A 16,851-nucleotide genomic window follows, 5' to 3' on the forward strand; every position below is an offset into this window, starting at 1 on the left:
TGCGTCTACGCGGCGGAGAGCCTCCTCTCAGCCGCTTCCCCGCCGTCAAAAGCCCTGACATGATCCTGTAACACGCACGCCGCATATACGGACAGAAGCCGGGCAATGGGGATTCGCCCGCGCGCAGATGAGCAGGATCAGTGTTTCATGACGAGAATCACGATTGTCACAGATGCCTGGCACCCGCAGGTCAACGGCGTGGTTCGCTCGATAGAAAATACCAACACCGAACTGGCGCGGCTGGGTGTGGATGTGCGCATGGTCACGCCGCAGAGTTTTTACAGCATCCCCTGCCCCACCTATCCGGAAATTCGCCTCTCCGTCGCCGGCTATCGCCGTGTGGCGGCGGAGATCGAAAAAAGCCAGCCCTCCTTCGTACATATCGCGACGGAAGGGCCGCTGGGCTTCATGGCGCGGCGCTGGTGCGTGAAGAACCGCATGCGTTTTTCCACCAGCTATCACACACGCTTTCCCGAATATGTGGCGGCGCGTTTCCCCGTCCCGGAAAGCTGGCTTTATGCCTTCGTGCGCTGGTTCCACAATGGCGGCAACACCTGCATGGTGGCCACCCCGAGCCTTGAGACCGAGCTGGAAGCGCGCGGCGTGCGCAACCTGAAGCGCTGGAGCCGCGGTATCGACGCCGAGCTTTTCCATCCCCGCCCGAAGGCAAAGCTGCCTTTCGACCTGCCGAGGCCGATCTTCATGACGGTGGGACGTGTGGCGGTGGAGAAGAACCTGCCGGAATTTCTCGACCTCGACCTGCCGGGTTCGAAGATCGTCATCGGTGACGGCCCGGCCCGCCATGAATTGCAGGAAAAATATCCTGATGTGCTGTTCACCGGCGTCAAGACCGGTGAGGACCTAGCCGACGCCTATGCGCAGGCCGATGTCTTCGTTTTCCCCTCGAAGACCGACACATTCGGCAACACCATTCTGGAAGCGCTGGCAAGCGGCGTGCCCGTGGCCGCCTTCCCCGTTACCGGACCGATCGACATTCTTGGCGGCAACCCCGCCGCCGGCGCGCTGGACGACAATCTTCGCGATGCCTGCCTGGCGGCGCTTCATTGTTCGCCACAGGCGGCGCTGGCGCTCTCCAAAAGCTACAGCTGGGAAAAGGCTTCAAGGCAATTTCTCGACAATGTCATCCACGCCGCCGGGAAATCGCTGCCGCTGTTATCCCGTTCCCAACTGGCGTGAAGGCAATCCCCGAGATTTTCTTTGGGAACAGTGGACGAAACCGAGCGGGAATGTCACAAGGCGATCAGGACGCGACTGCCGTTATCTTTAGAACGGGGTCGGGCTGCTGATTGACGTCAGGCGGCTGCCGCGAGAACACGCTGGCCGTCCTTTTTGCGGAGATCCCCCGCCACATCCTCGAGATGCCGCTTCAGGATAAGGGCAGAAGCTCTTTTTGCTGGGCAGCGCACCAGTGATTGATCTTCTCGACAACATCCTTTGGCGCGATCGGCAAGGCACTGCTGGGTATCACGACCACCGTCCCATGGAAAACCAGCACCAGACTATCCGGTGGCGTGATTGCGAGATGATAGCGCGCCCAGCTCAGCTGCACGGTGTCCAGCCGTGTGACCTGCTTGTAGCCCTGAGGCCCGATCTCGACTTGGGTGTGAGGCGAATACATTCGCTCGTGGGCGATATTCCAGTGAGCGAGAACCTCATAATAGGATTTCGCCTCCCGTCTCGCGCCCTGCCAGATAATAAACCAGATGGCGAGAGCCACGATCGGTGCGGGGGCGAACACCCAATAACCGACCACCGGCCAGACGCCCGGAAACCACGGCAGGCTTATGGAATAGATGAAAGCCGCAGCCAGCCCCGCAAATATCGACAGCTTGACTCGCGCTGAGGAAAAATGGCGAGCCCAGGACTTGTCGAAAATCATGCTGTAATTTTCATAAGCCTGATTTTGATAGCCGTAGACATAAGAAGGGACATGTTTCGGGTCGGGCGTGAAGCTTATTGAAATGGTGTCATCGGCCATAGGAGCACGTCGATCCCGTTCCTGTTGCAGCTCAGTCTGCGTAGCACCGGCACCCTTATAAATCAAAAGGCCTTTCCCTACCAAACCTTCGGGATCGACGCCGTACCGCGTAACCTGCCTTCACCATGCTCCGGCAAGCATTTGGCCGGACAGCGGCACGGTCCGCGCCTTGCCATCCCGATCGGTTACCGAAAGCGACGCCGCCATCTGTTTCGGCGATTTGCGAAACCAGCTGGCGGCAACGCTTGCCATATCGCCGATCATCGCCTGTTTGTGCCAGTCGGCGAAGCGCTTGGCCGTGGCTTCCGGCTCGGAGCGGTAAAAGAAATCGCCGGATTGCCCGAGATCGTTGATGGAGGCCGCCATGGCCGCGAGCGGCCGCTGGAACATCTTTGCCGGTACCGCAAGCGTATCGGCCCCTTGCGAAAAAGCGGGCGCCATGAAATCGATCGCCCATCCATCCGCCTCCACCCAGCAGTGGAAATTCTCGCCCGCGCCCGTCACATAACCGTCTTCGCGATGATCGGCGAACAGCAAAACCGTTCCGCCGAGATTATAGGCCGCGAGCCCGCCTTTCGGCACCGCCTTCACCTTGTAATGCTGCTGCAAAATGAACGCGCCGAAGGTGCTGAAATACATGGAAGCCGAAGCGGGATCGGCATTCTGGCTGAGGAGCAGGCTGTTGATGACCCTGTAAATCCTGAAATAGTCGGTCTGCTTGATCAGCATGGTTTTTACTCTTCAAAACCGGACAGTGAAATTGGAACGAACGGATGCCGCTTGTTTCTTCTCCCCGTCGGGGAGAAGTCCGCGGCAGCGGGATGAGGGGCGACGGTCGGAATATTCGGAGAGCTTGCCCCCTCATCCGACCCTTCGGGCCACCTTCTCCCCCACGGGGAGAAGAAATGCGCCGCGACGCCGCGCGGAAGATTACCGCCTCTTCTTCGCCTTGCTCTCAAACGGATTGTCCGACCCACGATAATGCACCCGGATCGGCACGCCCGGCATGTCGAAATCCTTGCGCAGACCGTTGACGAGGTAACGCGTATAGCTCTCGGGAATGGCTTCCGGCCTCGTGCAGGAAATCATGAAGGCCGGCGGGCGGGCCTTTACCTGCGTCATATATTTCAGCTTCAGGCGACGGCCGGAAACGGCCGGCGGCGGATGCTGCGTCGTCTGCGAATCCAGCCAGCGGTTGAGCTTGGCGGTCGAGATGCGGCGGTTCCAGATCTTGTCGGTATCGATGATATTCTGCATCAGCCGGTCGAGGCCATAGCCCGTCTGGCCGGAAATCGGCACGGCGCGGATGCCGCGCGCCTGCGGCAGAAGCCGCTCGGTCTTTTCGCGCAGATCGGCCAGATAGGCCTGCGGGTCTTCGACCAGATCCCACTTGTTGAAGGCAAGCACAGCGGCGCGGCCTTCGCGGATGACGAGGTCAACCAGCTGCAGATCCTGCTTTTCGAACGGGATGGTGCTGTCGAACACGATGACGACGGTTTCCGCAAAGCGGATGGAACGCAGCGAATCCGCAACCGAGAGCTTTTCCAGCTTCTCCGTCACCTTGGCCTTGCGGCGCATGCCGGCCGTATCGAACATCTTGATGGTGCGGCCGCGCCAGTCCCATTCGACCGAGATGCTGTCGCGGGTGATGCCGGCTTCCGGACCGGTCAACAGGCGGTCTTCACCGAGGAAGCGGTTGATGAGCGTCGACTTGCCCGCATTCGGGCGGCCAATGATGGCGACGCGCAGCGGCTTGGTCTCGTCATAAACCGGCTCTTCGTCTTCTTCGTCTTCGCTGCCCGGCTCGCTGCGCGGCAGAACGATATCCGTCTCCGCCTCATCCACCTCAGGCGGGAAAGCGGCGTCTTCGCCGATTGCCTCGACAATGGCGTCACGCAGGTCGATCATGCCCTGGCCATGTTCGGCGGAGATCGGGCAAGGGTCACCAAGGCCGAGGGTAAAGGCGTCGTAGAAACCGGCATCGGAACCGCGCGCTTCAGACTTGTTGGCCACCAGCACCACCGGCTTGCCGCGACGGCGCAGAATTTCGGCCAGCGTCTCGTCGGCCGGCGTCAGGCCCGCCTTGGCGTCCACGACAAACAGCGTCACATCGGCTTCGTCAATCGCCGCTTCCGTCTGCGCCCACATGCGGCCCTGAAGCGTTTCCGGCCCGGATTGCTCCAGACCGGCGGTATCGATGATGGTGAAACGCAGGTCGACCAGCTTCGCCTCGCCGGGGCGGCGGTCACGGGTGACACCCGGCGTGTCGTCCACCAACGCCAGTTTCTTTCCGACCAGACGGTTGAAAAGTGTGGACTTGCCGACATTGGGGCGCCCGACTATGGCGACGGTGAAGCTCATTGATCTTGGTTCCCTAGAGCAAGTCTGCCCAAAACGTTACCTGTTTTGGGCAAAAGACATGCGTAAAATAAAGAGTTGGATCGCTTTGGCAATGCGAAGAAATGCCGGAGCGATCTTACGTGGCAAAGCGGCTTTAAGCAGCCTTGCCCGAAGCGGTGATGTTGTCGAGCATGATCTGCGCGCGGTTCGTCACGTTGCGCGGCGCCTGCGTGTCGCTGATGATCTGCTCGAACCATTGTTTGGCCTTGGCGAAATCGCCAGCCTTATAGGCGGCAAGACCCAGAGCCTCACGGGCAGACGCCCGCATGGTCTGACCGTCAGTGCTCAAGGGCTCCGCAAGGGCGACGACCTGGTCATAGGTGCCGTTATCCACCAGCAGCCATGCCGCACGCACCTTGGCGGTATCGCGGAAGACCTGCGGTGCGGAGGTGTCGTTGCCGATGGCGGTGAAGGCGGCGATTGCGCCGGCCGCATCGCCCTTCTGCGAAAGCAGCGTGGCCGAGCGAAACTTCGCCAGAACAGGGTAATTGCCGTGACCGGAGGTTTCGAGATCGGCGAAGGCCTTCAGCGCCTCATCCGTCTTGTTTTCCGAGGCAAGTTTCAGCGCCACGAGGAACTGGTCGCCGGAGTTGGAAGCGCGGCTGGTGTTCCAGTATTCGTAGATACCGGCGCCGGCGGCGCCCACAACCACGAGAATGGCGGCGCCGACGACCACGATACCGTAACGGCCCCAGAAGCGCGACAGCTGCTCGGAACGGATCTGCTCGTTCACTTCGCGGATAAAGGTATCATTTTCGTTTGCCATCAAATTCTCCGTTACCCGCGCGGAGATCGTCGCCGATCCATCCGTTCGCGGACATACCAAGCCGCTTACCCGGGTCAGCGAAAGTCAGGCCAACCGGGTCATGGTCGGCCTTCTAGCCTATTTTGCCTGATATGTAAGGGGGAAACGTTGATTTCCTACATGGCGATGGGCTGAACGCCGATCAACCATTCGTGCAGTTTCAGGATGAAAGCACCCCACAGAACGATACCGCCGACAACGGCCACCAGATCATAGCGGCTTGAAACGAAGTCGCGGACCACTTTTTCACCCGCGCGTTCCCGGCGCTTCAGCGAAATCCGCATCACCACGCCCCAGGCGAGAAACGATGCGAAGAGGAGGATCGAAGACGTCTCGCCATTGGCCAGAAGATGGGCGAGCGCCCAGATCTTGACAGAAAGGACCATCGGATGCTTGGTCTTCGTCGCGATGTGGCCAGCCGGTATGAGGCTGGCGATAAGACAGATCATCGCGGGCAGCATCAGGGTGACGGCGATATGGCTCATCCAGACCGGCGGATACCACAACATGCCCGTCTCCTGCCTTGCTTCGCCGAAGGCATAGATGACAAGGCCGAGCGTGACGAGGCTGACAACGGAATAGACGCCCTTGAAAGGGCCTTCGCCCATCGTCGCGATCATGCGGGCGCGAAATTGCGGTGCGACCACCTTCAAAAGATGCGTCAGCAGGAACAAGGCAAGACAGAGTGCGAGAATAAGCATGGAACACGGTCCCCCGGTGGAACGAAGCGGCCCTATCACCGCAAGTGAGAACAGGAATTAGGCCGAAAGTCATGAAAACGCCAGACTATTCAAAGCTTCGCCTTATTCCACCCGCAAAAGGCCACGGTGTTTCATATGACGGATAACTGATGTTTCGCCCATTTACCGCTTTTTCCCTGTCGTTTCTCGCCGCCCTTCCCGCCTTTGCCGAAGAGGCGCAGAAGCCGAAGCAGCTCGTCATCGTGTCCTTCGACGGTGCGGGCGACAATACGCTGTGGGAAAGAAGCCGGGCGACGGCGAAGGAGGTCGGCGCGCATTTCACCTATTTCCTCGCCTGCACGCTGGTGATGGACAGGAAGACCAGCGCCAAGACCTATCAGGGACCCGGCCAGAAGGCCGGCCGTTCCAATGTCGGTTTCGGCCAGTCGCCGGAAGAGGTGGAGACAAGGCTTAGAAACATCTGGGCCGCCTATCGCGAAGGTCACGAGATCGGCAACCACACCTGCGGCCATTTTGATGGCGGCCAGTGGACCGCGGAACAATGGGACGGCGAATTCACCACCTTCACCAGCACGCTGGAAAACGCCTGGCAGATGATCGGCAAGAAGGGGGAGGAGCCCGAAGGCTGGCGCGAGATGGTGAAGAACATCAAAGGTTTCCGTGCGCCCTATCTCTCACAGGGCCCGGCGCTGACCGCCGCGCAGAAAAAACACGGCTTCGTTTATGACGCCACCAGCATCACCAAGGGACCGGAATGGCCGGTGGAGCGCGAAGGCATCGAACATTTCGGCCTGCCCCTCGTTCCCGAAGGACCGGGCAACCGCCCGATCATCGCCATGGACTACAATCTCTTCATCCGCCACTCCATCGGCATCGAGACGCCGGATCGTTCGAAAGAATTCGAGGAACGCGCCTATGCCGCCTTCCGCACCGCTTTTGACAGGCAGTATAATGGCGAGCGCATTCCCCTGCAGATGGGCTTTCACTTCGTGAAGATGAATGGCGGCGCCTATTGGAATGCCTATGAGCGGCTGCTGCGCGAGGTCTGCCACAAGACCGATGTCGCCTGTGTGAGCTATGCCGAAGCCATGCCGATGATCGAGGCGCGCAAGAAGCAGAAGACCGAAGGTTAAACCCGACCGCGGATCATCCTCGGGCTTCTTCCTTGGACCGAAGCAACAGGTGCAAAAGGCGGCCGAGGGGCCGCCTTTTCTTACTCAGGGCTTGTTGGCCGCCAGTTCACCGGCTTCCGCTTCCCGCTTCAGATAACGCTCATCGATATCCGGCAGGGGCTTGTCGTCAATCGCAGCCTCAAAGGCCACAAGACGCTTGTGGATTGAAAGCAGCTCGATGATCGTCGTCCAGGAATTGACGAGATACTGGAACGAATTGCTGACCTGACCGAAGGCCGTGGCGATCTGCTGGTAGATACCATAGGTGATCTTGCCCGCCACGATGGTCGGAACGAGCATCAGAAGCAGGAACACCGCATCGGCCTGAATGTAGAAATATCGTGCGACGTTGAAATAGAGATAGTGCCAGTACATGCGGAAATAGTTTTTCCGCACATTGGAGTAGAGTTCCTTGACTGTCGGCGGCTGGGCGCGGTCGGCGTGGTCCTCGCCATAGACGAGTTCCTTGCGATAGGCGGCTTCCACACGCTGATTGCGGAAGTTCAGGCCGGGCAGCTTGATGCCGACTGTCGCCAGAAGCACCGTACCAAATACCGACCAGACAATCGCCAGCCAGAACAGCGCATGCGGCACTTCACCGAGGATCGGCAGTTCCGAGACATAGGACGACAGCGCAAACAGGATCGGCAAGAAGACGACGAGCGTCATCACCGAGTTGATGAGCGTGATGCCCAACCCTTCGAGCGTCGAGGAGAACCGCATCGTATCTTCCTGAACGCGCTGGGACGCACCTTCGATGTGACGCAGCTTTTCCCATTTCGACATGTAGAAGTCGTTCATCGCGGTTCGCCAGCGGAAGATATAATGGCTGGTGAAGAAATCCGTCAGGATCGAAACGGCCATGCTGAGAAAAGCGATCTTGGCGAAGACGATTTGAAGACTGTAGAAATCCCAGACCTCGATACCCGGCTGTTTCGAAAGGGCATTTTGCAGAAGATCGCCGAAAGGCCGCCGGAAATTGTTGATCACGACGGAAATCTGAACGCCGAAATAGGTCACCGCGATAATCAGCAACGATCCCCAGATGGACCAGTATTTCCAGGGATGATCCTTGGCGATAACGGTCCACACGCCGCCGAACGCCGCCAGGCACAATGCGAGATAGCCGTAAAAGAACAGGTTAGCCGGGACCAGGAAGTAGCTGAGATCGTAGGGTTCCTGTTCAGGCATTACATAGCCCCAAGACCGACCTAACCCTTCAACGATGAAGTACCATCCAAGAATGGCGAAAAAAGCCCAGATAATGGCCGACGTGAAGAAGATTTTCGGTTTGGGAAAGAAAGAATGAAACACGTTTCGAACTCACGCGCGTTTGAAATCAGCCATTATTGGCGAAGCACTAGATGGCCCGAACCTAGGGCAGAAATTTGTGCACAGCAATGAAGAAGCGCTGACCTTAACAAGATGTAAGGCGTGCGCGGCGGACAATCCCCAAGGGAAACACCAGATTAAAGGCAGGAAAAGACGGCCCGCGGCCTAGCTCCGCCGCTCCGTGGCGAGCACCGGCAGCATCAGGAGAATGCTGACGACGAGCACGGCCGAAGCGAGAATGCTGGGCGCGGTAAAACTTCCCGTCACCTCAGCAATCCAGCCGGCGGCAAGCGGCCCGACAATCTGGCCCGTGCCGAAAGCGGCCGTCATCAGCGCAAAGGCGCGGCGCGGGCTCGGCCCGGCAAATTCCCGGCCGAGCTGCAGGCCATAGGCGGTGATGACCATGAAGGTCAGTCCGAGAAGCAGGCCGCCGGCGAGAACACCCGGCACGGGCGGCAGCATCACGGAAGCGAAGACACCGATGGCTTCCAGCGCCAGCACGATCACGAAAGCCCGTTTCAACCCCTGCGATTTCAGCACCGGTTTCCAGAGGAAAAGAGAAATCGCGGCGGCGCAGCCGGTGATGAACCAGGCGAGAAACTCAACGAAAGCACCGGCGGCGGCCATGCGCGCTATCGCCACGATGAAGGTGGCGGTGATGACATAACCGAAGCCGAAAAGCCCGTAGGCGAGCGTCGTCAGAACCAGCGGCCGTGTCCAGCGAAGCGGCGGCTCCGCCACCGCGGATGCATGCCGCGGCGGGCCAGCGGGAAGCACGCGAAAGACGAGAAGAAATGTGACGAAGGAAAAGACCGCGCCGGCGATCCATTCCTCTCTCCACGAGGCGCCGCCGCCGTCAAAAACAACGCCGATCAGATAGACCGCAAGCGAAGAAATCGCGATACCCGCGCCGACGCCGCCATAATGCAGCGCCTGGATAGTGTCCCTGCCGGCCTTCATGGCGTGGCCGATGACGATCTGCGAGGTGAAGATCATGGTCATTGCACTGGCGACACCGGCAAGAAACCGGATGACGGTGAAAGCCGCGACGGAACTGAAAGCGGCCATGGCAAGCAGCAACGCAGCGGTGGAAAACAGGCCGCAAAGGGCCACCAGCCGCTCCCGCCCCGACCCCCATGAATAGGCGGCCAGAACCGCACCCGCCAGATAACCGGCGAAGTTGCCAGCAGCCACGATCCCCGCATCGCCCGCCGAAAGCGGAACATCCGCCATCATGCCGGGCAGGATGGGCGTGAAGGAAAAACGGCCGAAACCCATGGCGGAGGCCATCATCAGCGCCCCGGAAAATCCAAGTGCGGTCAGATGTTTGGCGGAAAGTGGCTTGTCGATGGTCATGCATGGCTTATCGCAACGGGGCAGATAAGGGACAAGCGAGTTATTTTGATCGGCGTCATAAGCGGTCGTTATCGGTGCGAGACCTCAGGTGAAGGATACGGCGCCGCGCCCTCCAACCCTCATTCCCGTGCTTGTCACAGGAATCCAGCCGACGCGCGTCGGCGCGACGAGAGGGCTCTTTTCAGCCCAAGGACTTGGGCTGGCTGGATCCCTGTGACAAGCACAGGGATGAGGAGATGGAAACCCGACAGCCCACACCTCACTCGGCCAGCGTCAGCACCAGCGGCCCGTTCTTCGTCGCCACGACCGTATGTTCATACTGCACCGTCGGCGCGCTCGGATCGCTATAGAGCGTCCATGGATCGTCATCGCCATCCTCGGCCCAATAGGCCCCCGTCGACAGGAAGGGCTCGACGGTAAACACCATGCCTTCCTGCATGATACGGCGCTCGTCCTTGTCCGGCCAGGTCGCCAGTTCCTTCGGCTCCTCATGCAGCGAGCGGCCGATGCCGTGGCTCGCCAGATTGGTGATCAGCGTATAGCGGTTCTTTTTCGCGAAAGCGCCGATGGCATTGCCGATATCGGCAAACGGCCTGCCGGTCTTCACCTGCTGAAGACCCGTCCACATGGCGCGTTTGCCATCGCGGCAGAGGCGCTCGATTTCCTTCTTCACCGGCGGCACGGCAAAAGACGAACCGGTATCGCCGAAGAAACCGTTCTTCACGGCCGAGACATCGATATTGACGAGGTCACCCGCCTTGATGATACGCGGTCCCGGAATGCCGTGGGCCACTTCCTCGTTGACGCTGATGCAGGTTGCCCCGGGGAACTTGTAGCAGAACTCCGGCGCCGATTGCGCGCCATTATCCTCCAGCACCTTGCGGCCGATAGCATCCAGCTCGGCCGTGGTGATGCCGGGTTCCAGCGCGTCCGCCATGGTCTGCATGGCAACGGCGCAAAGGCGACCGATATCCTTGAGCAGAACCAGTTCTTCTTCGGTGGAAATGACCATGTCTCTGTCCGTCGTTCTGTCTGGCGGGTCTGAAAGCGCCCGCCTTGTAATAATCAGGCCGTGGCTTTCACCGGATCGGCGCTCCCCGTCAATTCTTTTCTGACGATCGGGGCGACTTTCGTACCATAAAGCTCGATGCCGCGCATGATCTGGTCGTGCGGCATCAGGCCGATGGCCATCTGCAGCAGGAAGCGATCATTCCTGAACACGCCATGCGCCTTGATGATCTTTTCCGCCACCAGCTCCGGTTCGCCGAGGAAGAGATTGCCCTCCGGTCCGCGCGCCGCATCGAAATGGGCACGGTTCGTCGGCCCCCAGCCGCGTTCGCGACCGATGCGGTTCATCACCTCCGCCTGCGGGCCGTAAAACTGGTCGGCCGCCTTGTCGGTGGTGTCGGCAATGAAACCATGCACGTTGATGCTGGTGCGCAGCTTGGTCTTTTCCTGACCCGCCCTGCGCGCAGCCTCATGGTAAAGATCGAACAGCGGCGCAAAGCGACGATATTCACCGCCGATGATGGCAAGCGCCACCGGCAGGCCCATCGCGCCAGCCCGCGCCACCGATTGCGGCGTGCCGCCGACGGCGATCCACACCGGCAGACGCTCCTGCAACGGACGCGGATAAACCCCACGCCCATTGATGGCGGGGTGCTTGGTGCCGGACCAGGTGATGATTTCCTGTTCGCGCAGCGCCAAAAGCAGATCGAGTTTTTCGGCAAAGAGCACGTCGTAATCTTCGAGATCGTAACCGAACAGCGGATAGGATTCGATGAAGGAACCACGCCCGGCCATGATCTCGGCGCGGCCGTTCGACAGGAGATCGACGGTCGAGAATTGTTGGAACACCCGCACCGGATCATCCGAACTCAGCACCGAAACGGCGCTCGTCAGGCGAATGTTCTTCGTCTTCACGGCGGCTGCCGCCAGCACAGTTGAGGGCGAGGACACGACATAATCCGGACGGTGATGTTCCCCGAGGCCAAAAACATCGAGCCCTACCTGATCGGCAAGCTCGATTTCCTCCAGCAGATGTTTGAGACGGCGCGCGCCTTCCGGCCCGCGACCATCGGCGGGGTTGGGATTGACATCCGCGAATGTGTAAAGACCGAGTTCCATAAACGATACCTCTGTTTGCTTGCCTCAGAGATAGGGGCCGACGCCCCCGCAGGCAAATGCAAAATCTGGCGCAAAATCTGGATGCTTAGCTTCGAAAAAATGGATGGGCGTGGCCGGATTCACCCCTCTGTCACCCTCACCCGAAATCGCGATTGCCAGCCCGCCCCCTTTGGGCATACGCTGCTTAAACATGTGCGAAGTAATGCAAAAAGGGGAAAGCATGCATCGGACAGTTATCGTGACAGGCTCTACAAGCGGTATCGGTCTTGCCATCGCGCAGAGATTTGCGCGGGAGGGCGCCAATATCGTACTGAACGGCTTCGGCGACGAAGACGAGATCGAAAAACTGCGGCTGTTGCTGGAAGCCGAAAGCGGCGGGCGTGTGCTTTACCACCCCGCGGATATGACGAAACCGGACGAGATCGCCGACCTCATCCAGTCCTCGCACGAAAAACTCGGCTCGGTGGATGTGCTCGTCAACAATGCCGGCATCCAGCATATCGCGCCCATCGAGGAGTTTCCGACGGAAAAATGGGACTGGATCATCGCCATCAATCTGACCAGTTCCTTCCATACCATGCGCGCCGCGATACCGCTGATGAAGAAGGCCGGCAAGGGCCGCATCATCAACATTTCCTCGGCCCACGGTCTCGTCGCCTCACCGTTCAAATCGGCCTATGTGGCGGCCAAACACGGTATCATGGGCCTGACGAAGACGGCAGCGCTTGAGCTTGCCCAGACCGGGGTTACCGTCAACGCCATCTGTCCCGGTTATGTACTCACGCCGCTCGTCGAAAAGCAGATACCTGAGATGGCCAAGGTGCGCGGCATCAGCGAAGAAGCGGTGAAGAACGACGTGATGCTGGAGCTGCAGGCGACCAAGCAGTTCGTCACCGTCGATGACGTGGCGGCCGCCGCCATATTTCTGGCCAGTGACGCCGCAAGCAACATCACCGGCACCCATATTTCCGTGGATGGCGGCTGGACGGCGCAATAATTGCCAGATTTTCTTTCCGTTATGGAAACAATGAATTGCCAAAACGGAAATCGATATACGCGCAAGAGCGTGCATAGATACGTCAAGATAATCACAAGAAACCGGCTCGGCAGCCGGTCAAAACAGCAGGGCATTGCATGAAGGACGCGATCAGCTTCATCCTCAACAACGAAACGGTTTCGTTGAAGGATTTCGGACCGACGGACACGCTTCTCGATTACCTCCGCCTCAGCAAGCGGTTGACCGGGACCAAGGAAGGCTGCGCGGAAGGCGACTGCGGCGCCTGCACGGTGCTGGTCGGGCGGCTGCTCGATGGTTCTCTGCGTTATGAGAGCGTCAACGCCTGCATCCGCTTTCTGGGCTCCCTGCACGGCACCCATATCGTGACCGTTGAGCATCTGGCCGCCCGCGACGGCACGCTGCACCCCGTGCAGCAGGCCATGGTGGATTTTCATGGTTCGCAATGCGGTTTCTGCACGCCGGGTTTCATCATGTCGCTTTATGGCCTGTGGCTTACCAGCGAAAACCCCGGCCGCGCCGATATCGAAAAGGCGCTGCAAGGCAATCTCTGTCGATGCACGGGCTATGAGCCGATCGTGAAGGCCGCTGAAAAGATCGCCACTGCGCGCCCAAGCGCGCTGTTCGACCCGCTGCAGCGCGACCGCACCGACATCATGGCAAGGCTCTGGGCGATCCGCGAAAACGAGACGATCACCGTCGTCAGAGGCGAGGATCGCACCATCATTCCGGCAACGCTTTCCGATCTGACCGAGATTTACGCTGCCGAGCCGAAGGCGACCATCGTTGCCGGCTGCACCGATGTCGGCCTATGGGTGACGAAGCAGATGCGGGCGCTGAACCCTGTCATCTTCATCAACAATCTCGGGGATCTGCAGACCATCGCTGTGGATGAGAACGGTATCACGCTCGGTGCCGGTGTCACCTACAGCCAGGCCTTCAAGACCATTGCAGAACATTTTCCGCCGCTTGCCCGGCTGTTTGACCGGCTCGGCGGCGAGCAGGTGCGCAATATGGGCACCATCGGCGGCAATATCGCCAACGGTTCGCCCATTGGCGACACGCCCCCCGCCTTGATCGCACTCGGCACGACGCTCACCCTGCGCTCGTCTTCCGGCAACCGCAGCCTGCCGCTGGAAAGCTATTTCATCGACTACGGCAAACAGGACCGGCTGAGCGGCGAGTTCGTCGAAAAACTCTTCATTCCGTTCCGGAAGCCGGAAAGCCGTTACGCCGTCTACAAGATTTCCAAGCGGCGCGACGAGGATATTTCCGCGCTGTGCGCCGCCTTCAACCTGACGCTCGATACCGACGGCACGGTTAAAGACATCCGCATCGCCTTCGGCGGCATGGCCGGCACGCCGAAACGGGCCGCACATCTGGAGGCAGCGCTTCTCGGCAAAGAGTGGTCGCAGGAAACGATCGATGCGGCGCGCGATGCGCTGGATGAGGATTTCACGCCACTGACGGACTGGCGCGCCACGGCCGAATACCGGCAACTGACGGCCAAGAACCTGCTGACGCGGTTTTTCCTTGAGACTTCAGGGGAGAAGCAGGAACTAACACGCTTCACTTTGGAGGAGGCTTGAACCATGGACACCACAAGCTTCGACAAGACGAAGACCGAAATCGACGGCCCGATGCATGCCTCGCTCCGGCACGATTCCGCGCATAAGCATGTGACCGGCAGCGCCGAATATATCGATGATATTCCCGAACCCGCCGGCCTCGTTCACGGCGCGCTCGGCCTTTCCGACCGCGCGCATGCTGAAATCGTCTCCATGGACCTGTCAGAGGTAGAAGCCACACCGGGTGTGCTCTGGGTGATGGTTGGCAAGGATGTGCCCGGCGAAAACGATATATCTTCCGGCGGCCGTCACGACGAACCGCTGCTGGCCGAAACAAAGGTGGAGTTCCACGGCCAGCCGATTTTCGCAGTCTTCGCCGAGACCCGCGATATCGCCAGAAAGGCCGCCCGCAAGGCGAAGATCACCTATAAGGACCTGCCGCATTTCACCGATATCGACACGGCGATTGAAAATGGCGGCGCGCTCGTCATCGATCCGATGACGCTGACGCGCGGCGATGCCAAGCTGGAAATGGATGTGGCGCCCCGCCGCCTCACCGGCACGATGCGGATCGGCGGGCAGGAGCATTTTTATCTCGAAAGCCACATTGCCATGGCCGTGCCCGGTGAGGATGACGAGGTAACGCTGTGGAGCTCCACCCAGCATCCCAGCGAAATCCAGCACATCGTCAGCCACATCCTTCAGGTGCCGTCCAACGCCGTCACGGTGCAGGTGCGCCGCATGGGCGGCGGCTTCGGCGGCAAGGAAACGCAGGGCAACCAGTTTGCCGCCCTCTGCGCCATTGCCGCCAAGAGGCTGAACCGAGCCGTTAAAATTCGCCCCGATCGCGACGAGGACATGACGGCGACCGGCAAGCGCCATGATTTCCGCGTCGATTACGAACTGGGCTTCGATGAGGAAGGCCGCATCCACGCCGTCGACGCCACCTATGCCGCACGCTGCGGTTTTTCCTCCGATCTGTCAGGCCCGGTAACCGACCGCGCGCTGTTTCACGCCGATTCCAGCTATTTCTATCCGCATGTGCATCTGACGTCCCGGCCGCTGAAAACCCATACGGTTTCCAACACCGCCTTTCGCGGTTTCGGCGGTCCGCAGGGCATGCTCGGGGCGGAACGTTTCATCGAGGAAATCGCCTATGCCGTCGGCAAGGACCCGCTCGATATCCGCAAGCTGAATTTCTACGGAGAGACCGGCTCCGAGCGCACCACGACGCCCTATCATCAGGAGGTCGAAGACAACATCATCGCCCGCATCGTCGAGGAACTGGAAGCTTCCAGCGAATACCGTGCGCGCCGGCAGGCAATCGTCGAGTTCAACAGGACGAGCCCGATCATCCGCAAGGGCATCGCGCTCACCCCTGTCAAATTCGGCATCTCCTTCACCATGACCGCCTTCAATCAGGCGGGTGCCTTGGTGCATATCTACAATGACGGTTCGATCCACCTGAACCATGGCGGCACGGAAATGGGCCAGGGCCTTTATACCAAGGTGGCGCAGGTGGTGGCCGATGCCTTCCAGGTGGATATCGGCCGAGTGAAGATAACGGCCACGACCACGGGCAAGGTGCCGAATACCTCGGCCACCGCCGCCTCCTCCGGCTCCGATCTCAACGGCATGGCGGCCTATGACGCCGCCCGCCAGATCCGCGAGCGGCTCGTCAAATTCGCCGCCGAGAACTGGAACGTGCCGGAAGAAGAAGTCGTCTTCCTGCCGAACCGGGTGCGGATCGGGCTTGAGGAAATCGCCTTCAACGACTTCATCAAAAAGGCCTACTTCGCCCGCGTGCAGCTTTCCGCCGCCGGTTTTTACAAGACCCCGAAAATCCACTGGGATCGCGCCGCCGGTCGCGGTACGCCGTTTTATTATTTCGCCTATGGCGCGGCATGCTCGGAAGTGTCGATCGATACGCTGACCGGCGAATATATGATGGAACGCACCGATATTCTCCACGATGTCGGCAAGTCGCTGAACCCGGCCATTGATATCGGCCAGATAGAAGGCGCCTTCGTGCAGGGCATGGGCTGGCTGACGACCGAGGAATTATGGTGGGACGGCAAGGGGCGGCTGCGCACCCACGCTCCCTCGACCTACAAGATCCCGCTCGCCTCCGACCGGCCGAAGAGCTTTAACGTCAAGCTGGCGGAATGGTCGGAAAATGCCGAACCCACCATCGGCCGCTCCAAGGCCGTGGGCGAACCGCCCTTTATGCTGGCGATCTCGGTTCTCGAAGCGCTCTCCATGGCCGTCGCCTCCGTCGCCGATTACAAGGTCTGCCCGCGGCTTGACGCGCCGGCAACGCCCGAACGGGTGCTGATGGCGGTGGAACGGCTGAAGAAGGTGTGAGGGGGCCAGCGC

The 16,851-nt window shown here is 59.9% G+C and carries 14 protein-coding genes; 5 read left to right on the forward strand and 9 right to left on the reverse strand.

Annotation, left to right across the window (positions count from 1 at the left end):
- Window positions 1–147: 147 nt before the first annotated feature.
- The gene (locus tag MRBLRC7O_RS09715) at window positions 148–1,197 is read left to right on the forward strand and encodes a bifunctional monoglucosyl/glucuronosyl diacylglycerol synthase (protein ID WP_004430079.1); all 1,050 of its coding nucleotides are present in this window, start codon (window positions 148–150) and stop codon (window positions 1,195–1,197) included.
- Between the two features lie 190 nt (window positions 1,198–1,387).
- On the opposite strand, the gene MRBLRC7O_RS09720 is transcribed toward MRBLRC7O_RS09715, so the two are convergent.
- From MRBLRC7O_RS09720 to MRBLRC7O_RS09740, 5 genes are all read right to left on the reverse strand, one after another.
- Window positions 1,388–1,999, reverse strand: coding sequence for a hypothetical protein (locus MRBLRC7O_RS09720; RefSeq protein WP_162686909.1), 612 nt, complete (start codon window positions 1,997–1,999; stop codon window positions 1,388–1,390).
- 120 nt (window positions 2,000–2,119) lie between these two features.
- The gene (locus MRBLRC7O_RS09725) at window positions 2,120–2,728 is read right to left on the reverse strand and encodes a DUF2026 family protein (RefSeq protein ID WP_004430073.1); all 609 of its coding nucleotides are present in this window, start codon (window positions 2,726–2,728) and stop codon (window positions 2,120–2,122) included.
- A gap of 201 nt (window positions 2,729–2,929) precedes the next feature.
- Window positions 2,930–4,360: a ribosome biogenesis GTPase Der gene (der, locus tag MRBLRC7O_RS09730; protein WP_080866351.1), complete on the reverse strand. Its 1,431-nt coding sequence runs from the start codon at window positions 4,358–4,360 to the stop codon at window positions 2,930–2,932.
- 133 nt (window positions 4,361–4,493) lie between these two features.
- On the reverse strand, window positions 4,494–5,165 hold the full coding sequence (locus MRBLRC7O_RS09735; protein WP_003510369.1) for a tetratricopeptide repeat protein: 672 nt from the start codon (window positions 5,163–5,165) through the stop codon (window positions 4,494–4,496).
- Window positions 5,166–5,320: 155 nt separating this feature from the next.
- The gene (locus MRBLRC7O_RS09740; protein ID WP_112540343.1) at window positions 5,321–5,905 is read right to left on the reverse strand and encodes an NnrU family protein; all 585 of its coding nucleotides are present in this window, start codon (window positions 5,903–5,905) and stop codon (window positions 5,321–5,323) included.
- Window positions 5,906–6,054: 149 nt separating this feature from the next.
- Between MRBLRC7O_RS09740 and MRBLRC7O_RS09745 the strand changes: the two genes are divergently transcribed.
- Window positions 6,055–7,038: a polysaccharide deacetylase family protein gene (locus tag MRBLRC7O_RS09745; protein WP_080866352.1), complete on the forward strand. Its 984-nt coding sequence runs from the start codon at window positions 6,055–6,057 to the stop codon at window positions 7,036–7,038.
- A gap of 84 nt (window positions 7,039–7,122) precedes the next feature.
- On the opposite strand, the gene sbmA is transcribed toward MRBLRC7O_RS09745, so the two are convergent.
- The 4 genes from sbmA to MRBLRC7O_RS09765 all read right to left on the reverse strand — a co-directional run bounded on the left by sbmA (window position 7,123) and on the right by MRBLRC7O_RS09765 (window position 11,892).
- Window positions 7,123–8,391, reverse strand: a complete 1,269-nt coding sequence (sbmA, locus tag MRBLRC7O_RS09750) for a peptide antibiotic transporter SbmA (RefSeq protein ID WP_060727457.1) — start codon at window positions 8,389–8,391, stop codon at window positions 7,123–7,125.
- A gap of 183 nt (window positions 8,392–8,574) precedes the next feature.
- On the reverse strand, window positions 8,575–9,765 hold the full coding sequence (locus MRBLRC7O_RS09755; RefSeq protein WP_080866353.1) for an MFS transporter: 1,191 nt from the start codon (window positions 9,763–9,765) through the stop codon (window positions 8,575–8,577).
- Between the two features lie 259 nt (window positions 9,766–10,024).
- On the reverse strand, window positions 10,025–10,777 hold the full coding sequence (gene map, locus MRBLRC7O_RS09760) for a type I methionyl aminopeptidase (protein ID WP_003510360.1): 753 nt from the start codon (window positions 10,775–10,777) through the stop codon (window positions 10,025–10,027).
- A 53-nt stretch (window positions 10,778–10,830) separates the two neighbouring features.
- Window positions 10,831–11,892 (reverse strand): LLM class flavin-dependent oxidoreductase, encoded by a 1,062-nt coding sequence (locus MRBLRC7O_RS09765; protein WP_003510358.1) that lies wholly within the window; start codon window positions 11,890–11,892, stop codon window positions 10,831–10,833.
- 220 nt (window positions 11,893–12,112) lie between these two features.
- Between MRBLRC7O_RS09765 and MRBLRC7O_RS09770 the strand changes: the two genes are divergently transcribed.
- From MRBLRC7O_RS09770 to xdhB, 3 genes are all read left to right on the forward strand, one after another.
- Window positions 12,113–12,889 carry a 3-hydroxybutyrate dehydrogenase gene (locus tag MRBLRC7O_RS09770; RefSeq protein WP_003510356.1) on the forward strand — a complete coding sequence of 259 codons (777 nt, stop codon included), beginning with the start codon at window positions 12,113–12,115 and terminating at the stop codon, window positions 12,887–12,889.
- Window positions 12,890–13,026: 137 nt separating this feature from the next.
- Window positions 13,027–14,496 carry a xanthine dehydrogenase small subunit gene (xdhA, locus tag MRBLRC7O_RS09775; RefSeq protein WP_080866355.1) on the forward strand — a complete coding sequence of 490 codons (1,470 nt, stop codon included), beginning with the start codon at window positions 13,027–13,029 and terminating at the stop codon, window positions 14,494–14,496.
- A gap of 3 nt (window positions 14,497–14,499) precedes the next feature.
- Window positions 14,500–16,839, forward strand: a complete 2,340-nt coding sequence (gene xdhB / locus MRBLRC7O_RS09780) for a xanthine dehydrogenase molybdopterin binding subunit (RefSeq protein ID WP_162690745.1) — start codon at window positions 14,500–14,502, stop codon at window positions 16,837–16,839.
- Window positions 16,840–16,851: the final 12 nt, after the last annotated feature.

The organism is Agrobacterium radiobacter (assembly GCF_040801995.1).
GTDB classification, from domain to species: domain Bacteria; phylum Pseudomonadota; class Alphaproteobacteria; order Rhizobiales; family Rhizobiaceae; genus Agrobacterium; species Agrobacterium radiobacter.

Bases quoted from the DNA above. Each gene is read 5' to 3' on its own strand.
- xdhA (WP_080866355.1), top strand. From the start codon at position 13,027: ATGAAGGACGCGATCAGCTTCATCCTCAACAACGAAACGGTTTCGTTG.
- map (WP_003510360.1), bottom strand. From the start codon at position 10,777: ATGGTCATTTCCACCGAAGAAGAACTGGTTCTGCTCAAGGATATCGGT.
- MRBLRC7O_RS09770 (WP_003510356.1), top strand. From the start codon at position 12,113: ATGCATCGGACAGTTATCGTGACAGGCTCTACAAGCGGTATCGGTCTT.
- MRBLRC7O_RS09725 (WP_004430073.1), bottom strand. From the start codon at position 2,728: ATGCTGATCAAGCAGACCGACTATTTCAGGATTTACAGGGTCATCAAC.
- MRBLRC7O_RS09745 (WP_080866352.1), top strand. From the start codon at position 6,055: ATGTTTCGCCCATTTACCGCTTTTTCCCTGTCGTTTCTCGCCGCCCTT.
- MRBLRC7O_RS09765 (WP_003510358.1), bottom strand. From the start codon at position 11,892: ATGGAACTCGGTCTTTACACATTCGCGGATGTCAATCCCAACCCCGCC.
- MRBLRC7O_RS09755 (WP_080866353.1), bottom strand. From the start codon at position 9,765: ATGACCATCGACAAGCCACTTTCCGCCAAACATCTGACCGCACTTGGA.
- MRBLRC7O_RS09740 (WP_112540343.1), bottom strand. From the start codon at position 5,905: ATGCTTATTCTCGCACTCTGTCTTGCCTTGTTCCTGCTGACGCATCTT.
- der (WP_080866351.1), bottom strand. From the start codon at position 4,360: ATGAGCTTCACCGTCGCCATAGTCGGGCGCCCCAATGTCGGCAAGTCC.
- MRBLRC7O_RS09720 (WP_162686909.1), bottom strand. From the start codon at position 1,999: ATGGCCGATGACACCATTTCAATAAGCTTCACGCCCGACCCGAAACAT.
- xdhB (WP_162690745.1), top strand. From the start codon at position 14,500: ATGGACACCACAAGCTTCGACAAGACGAAGACCGAAATCGACGGCCCG.
- MRBLRC7O_RS09715 (WP_004430079.1), top strand. From the start codon at position 148: ATGACGAGAATCACGATTGTCACAGATGCCTGGCACCCGCAGGTCAAC.
- MRBLRC7O_RS09735 (WP_003510369.1), bottom strand. From the start codon at position 5,165: ATGGCAAACGAAAATGATACCTTTATCCGCGAAGTGAACGAGCAGATC.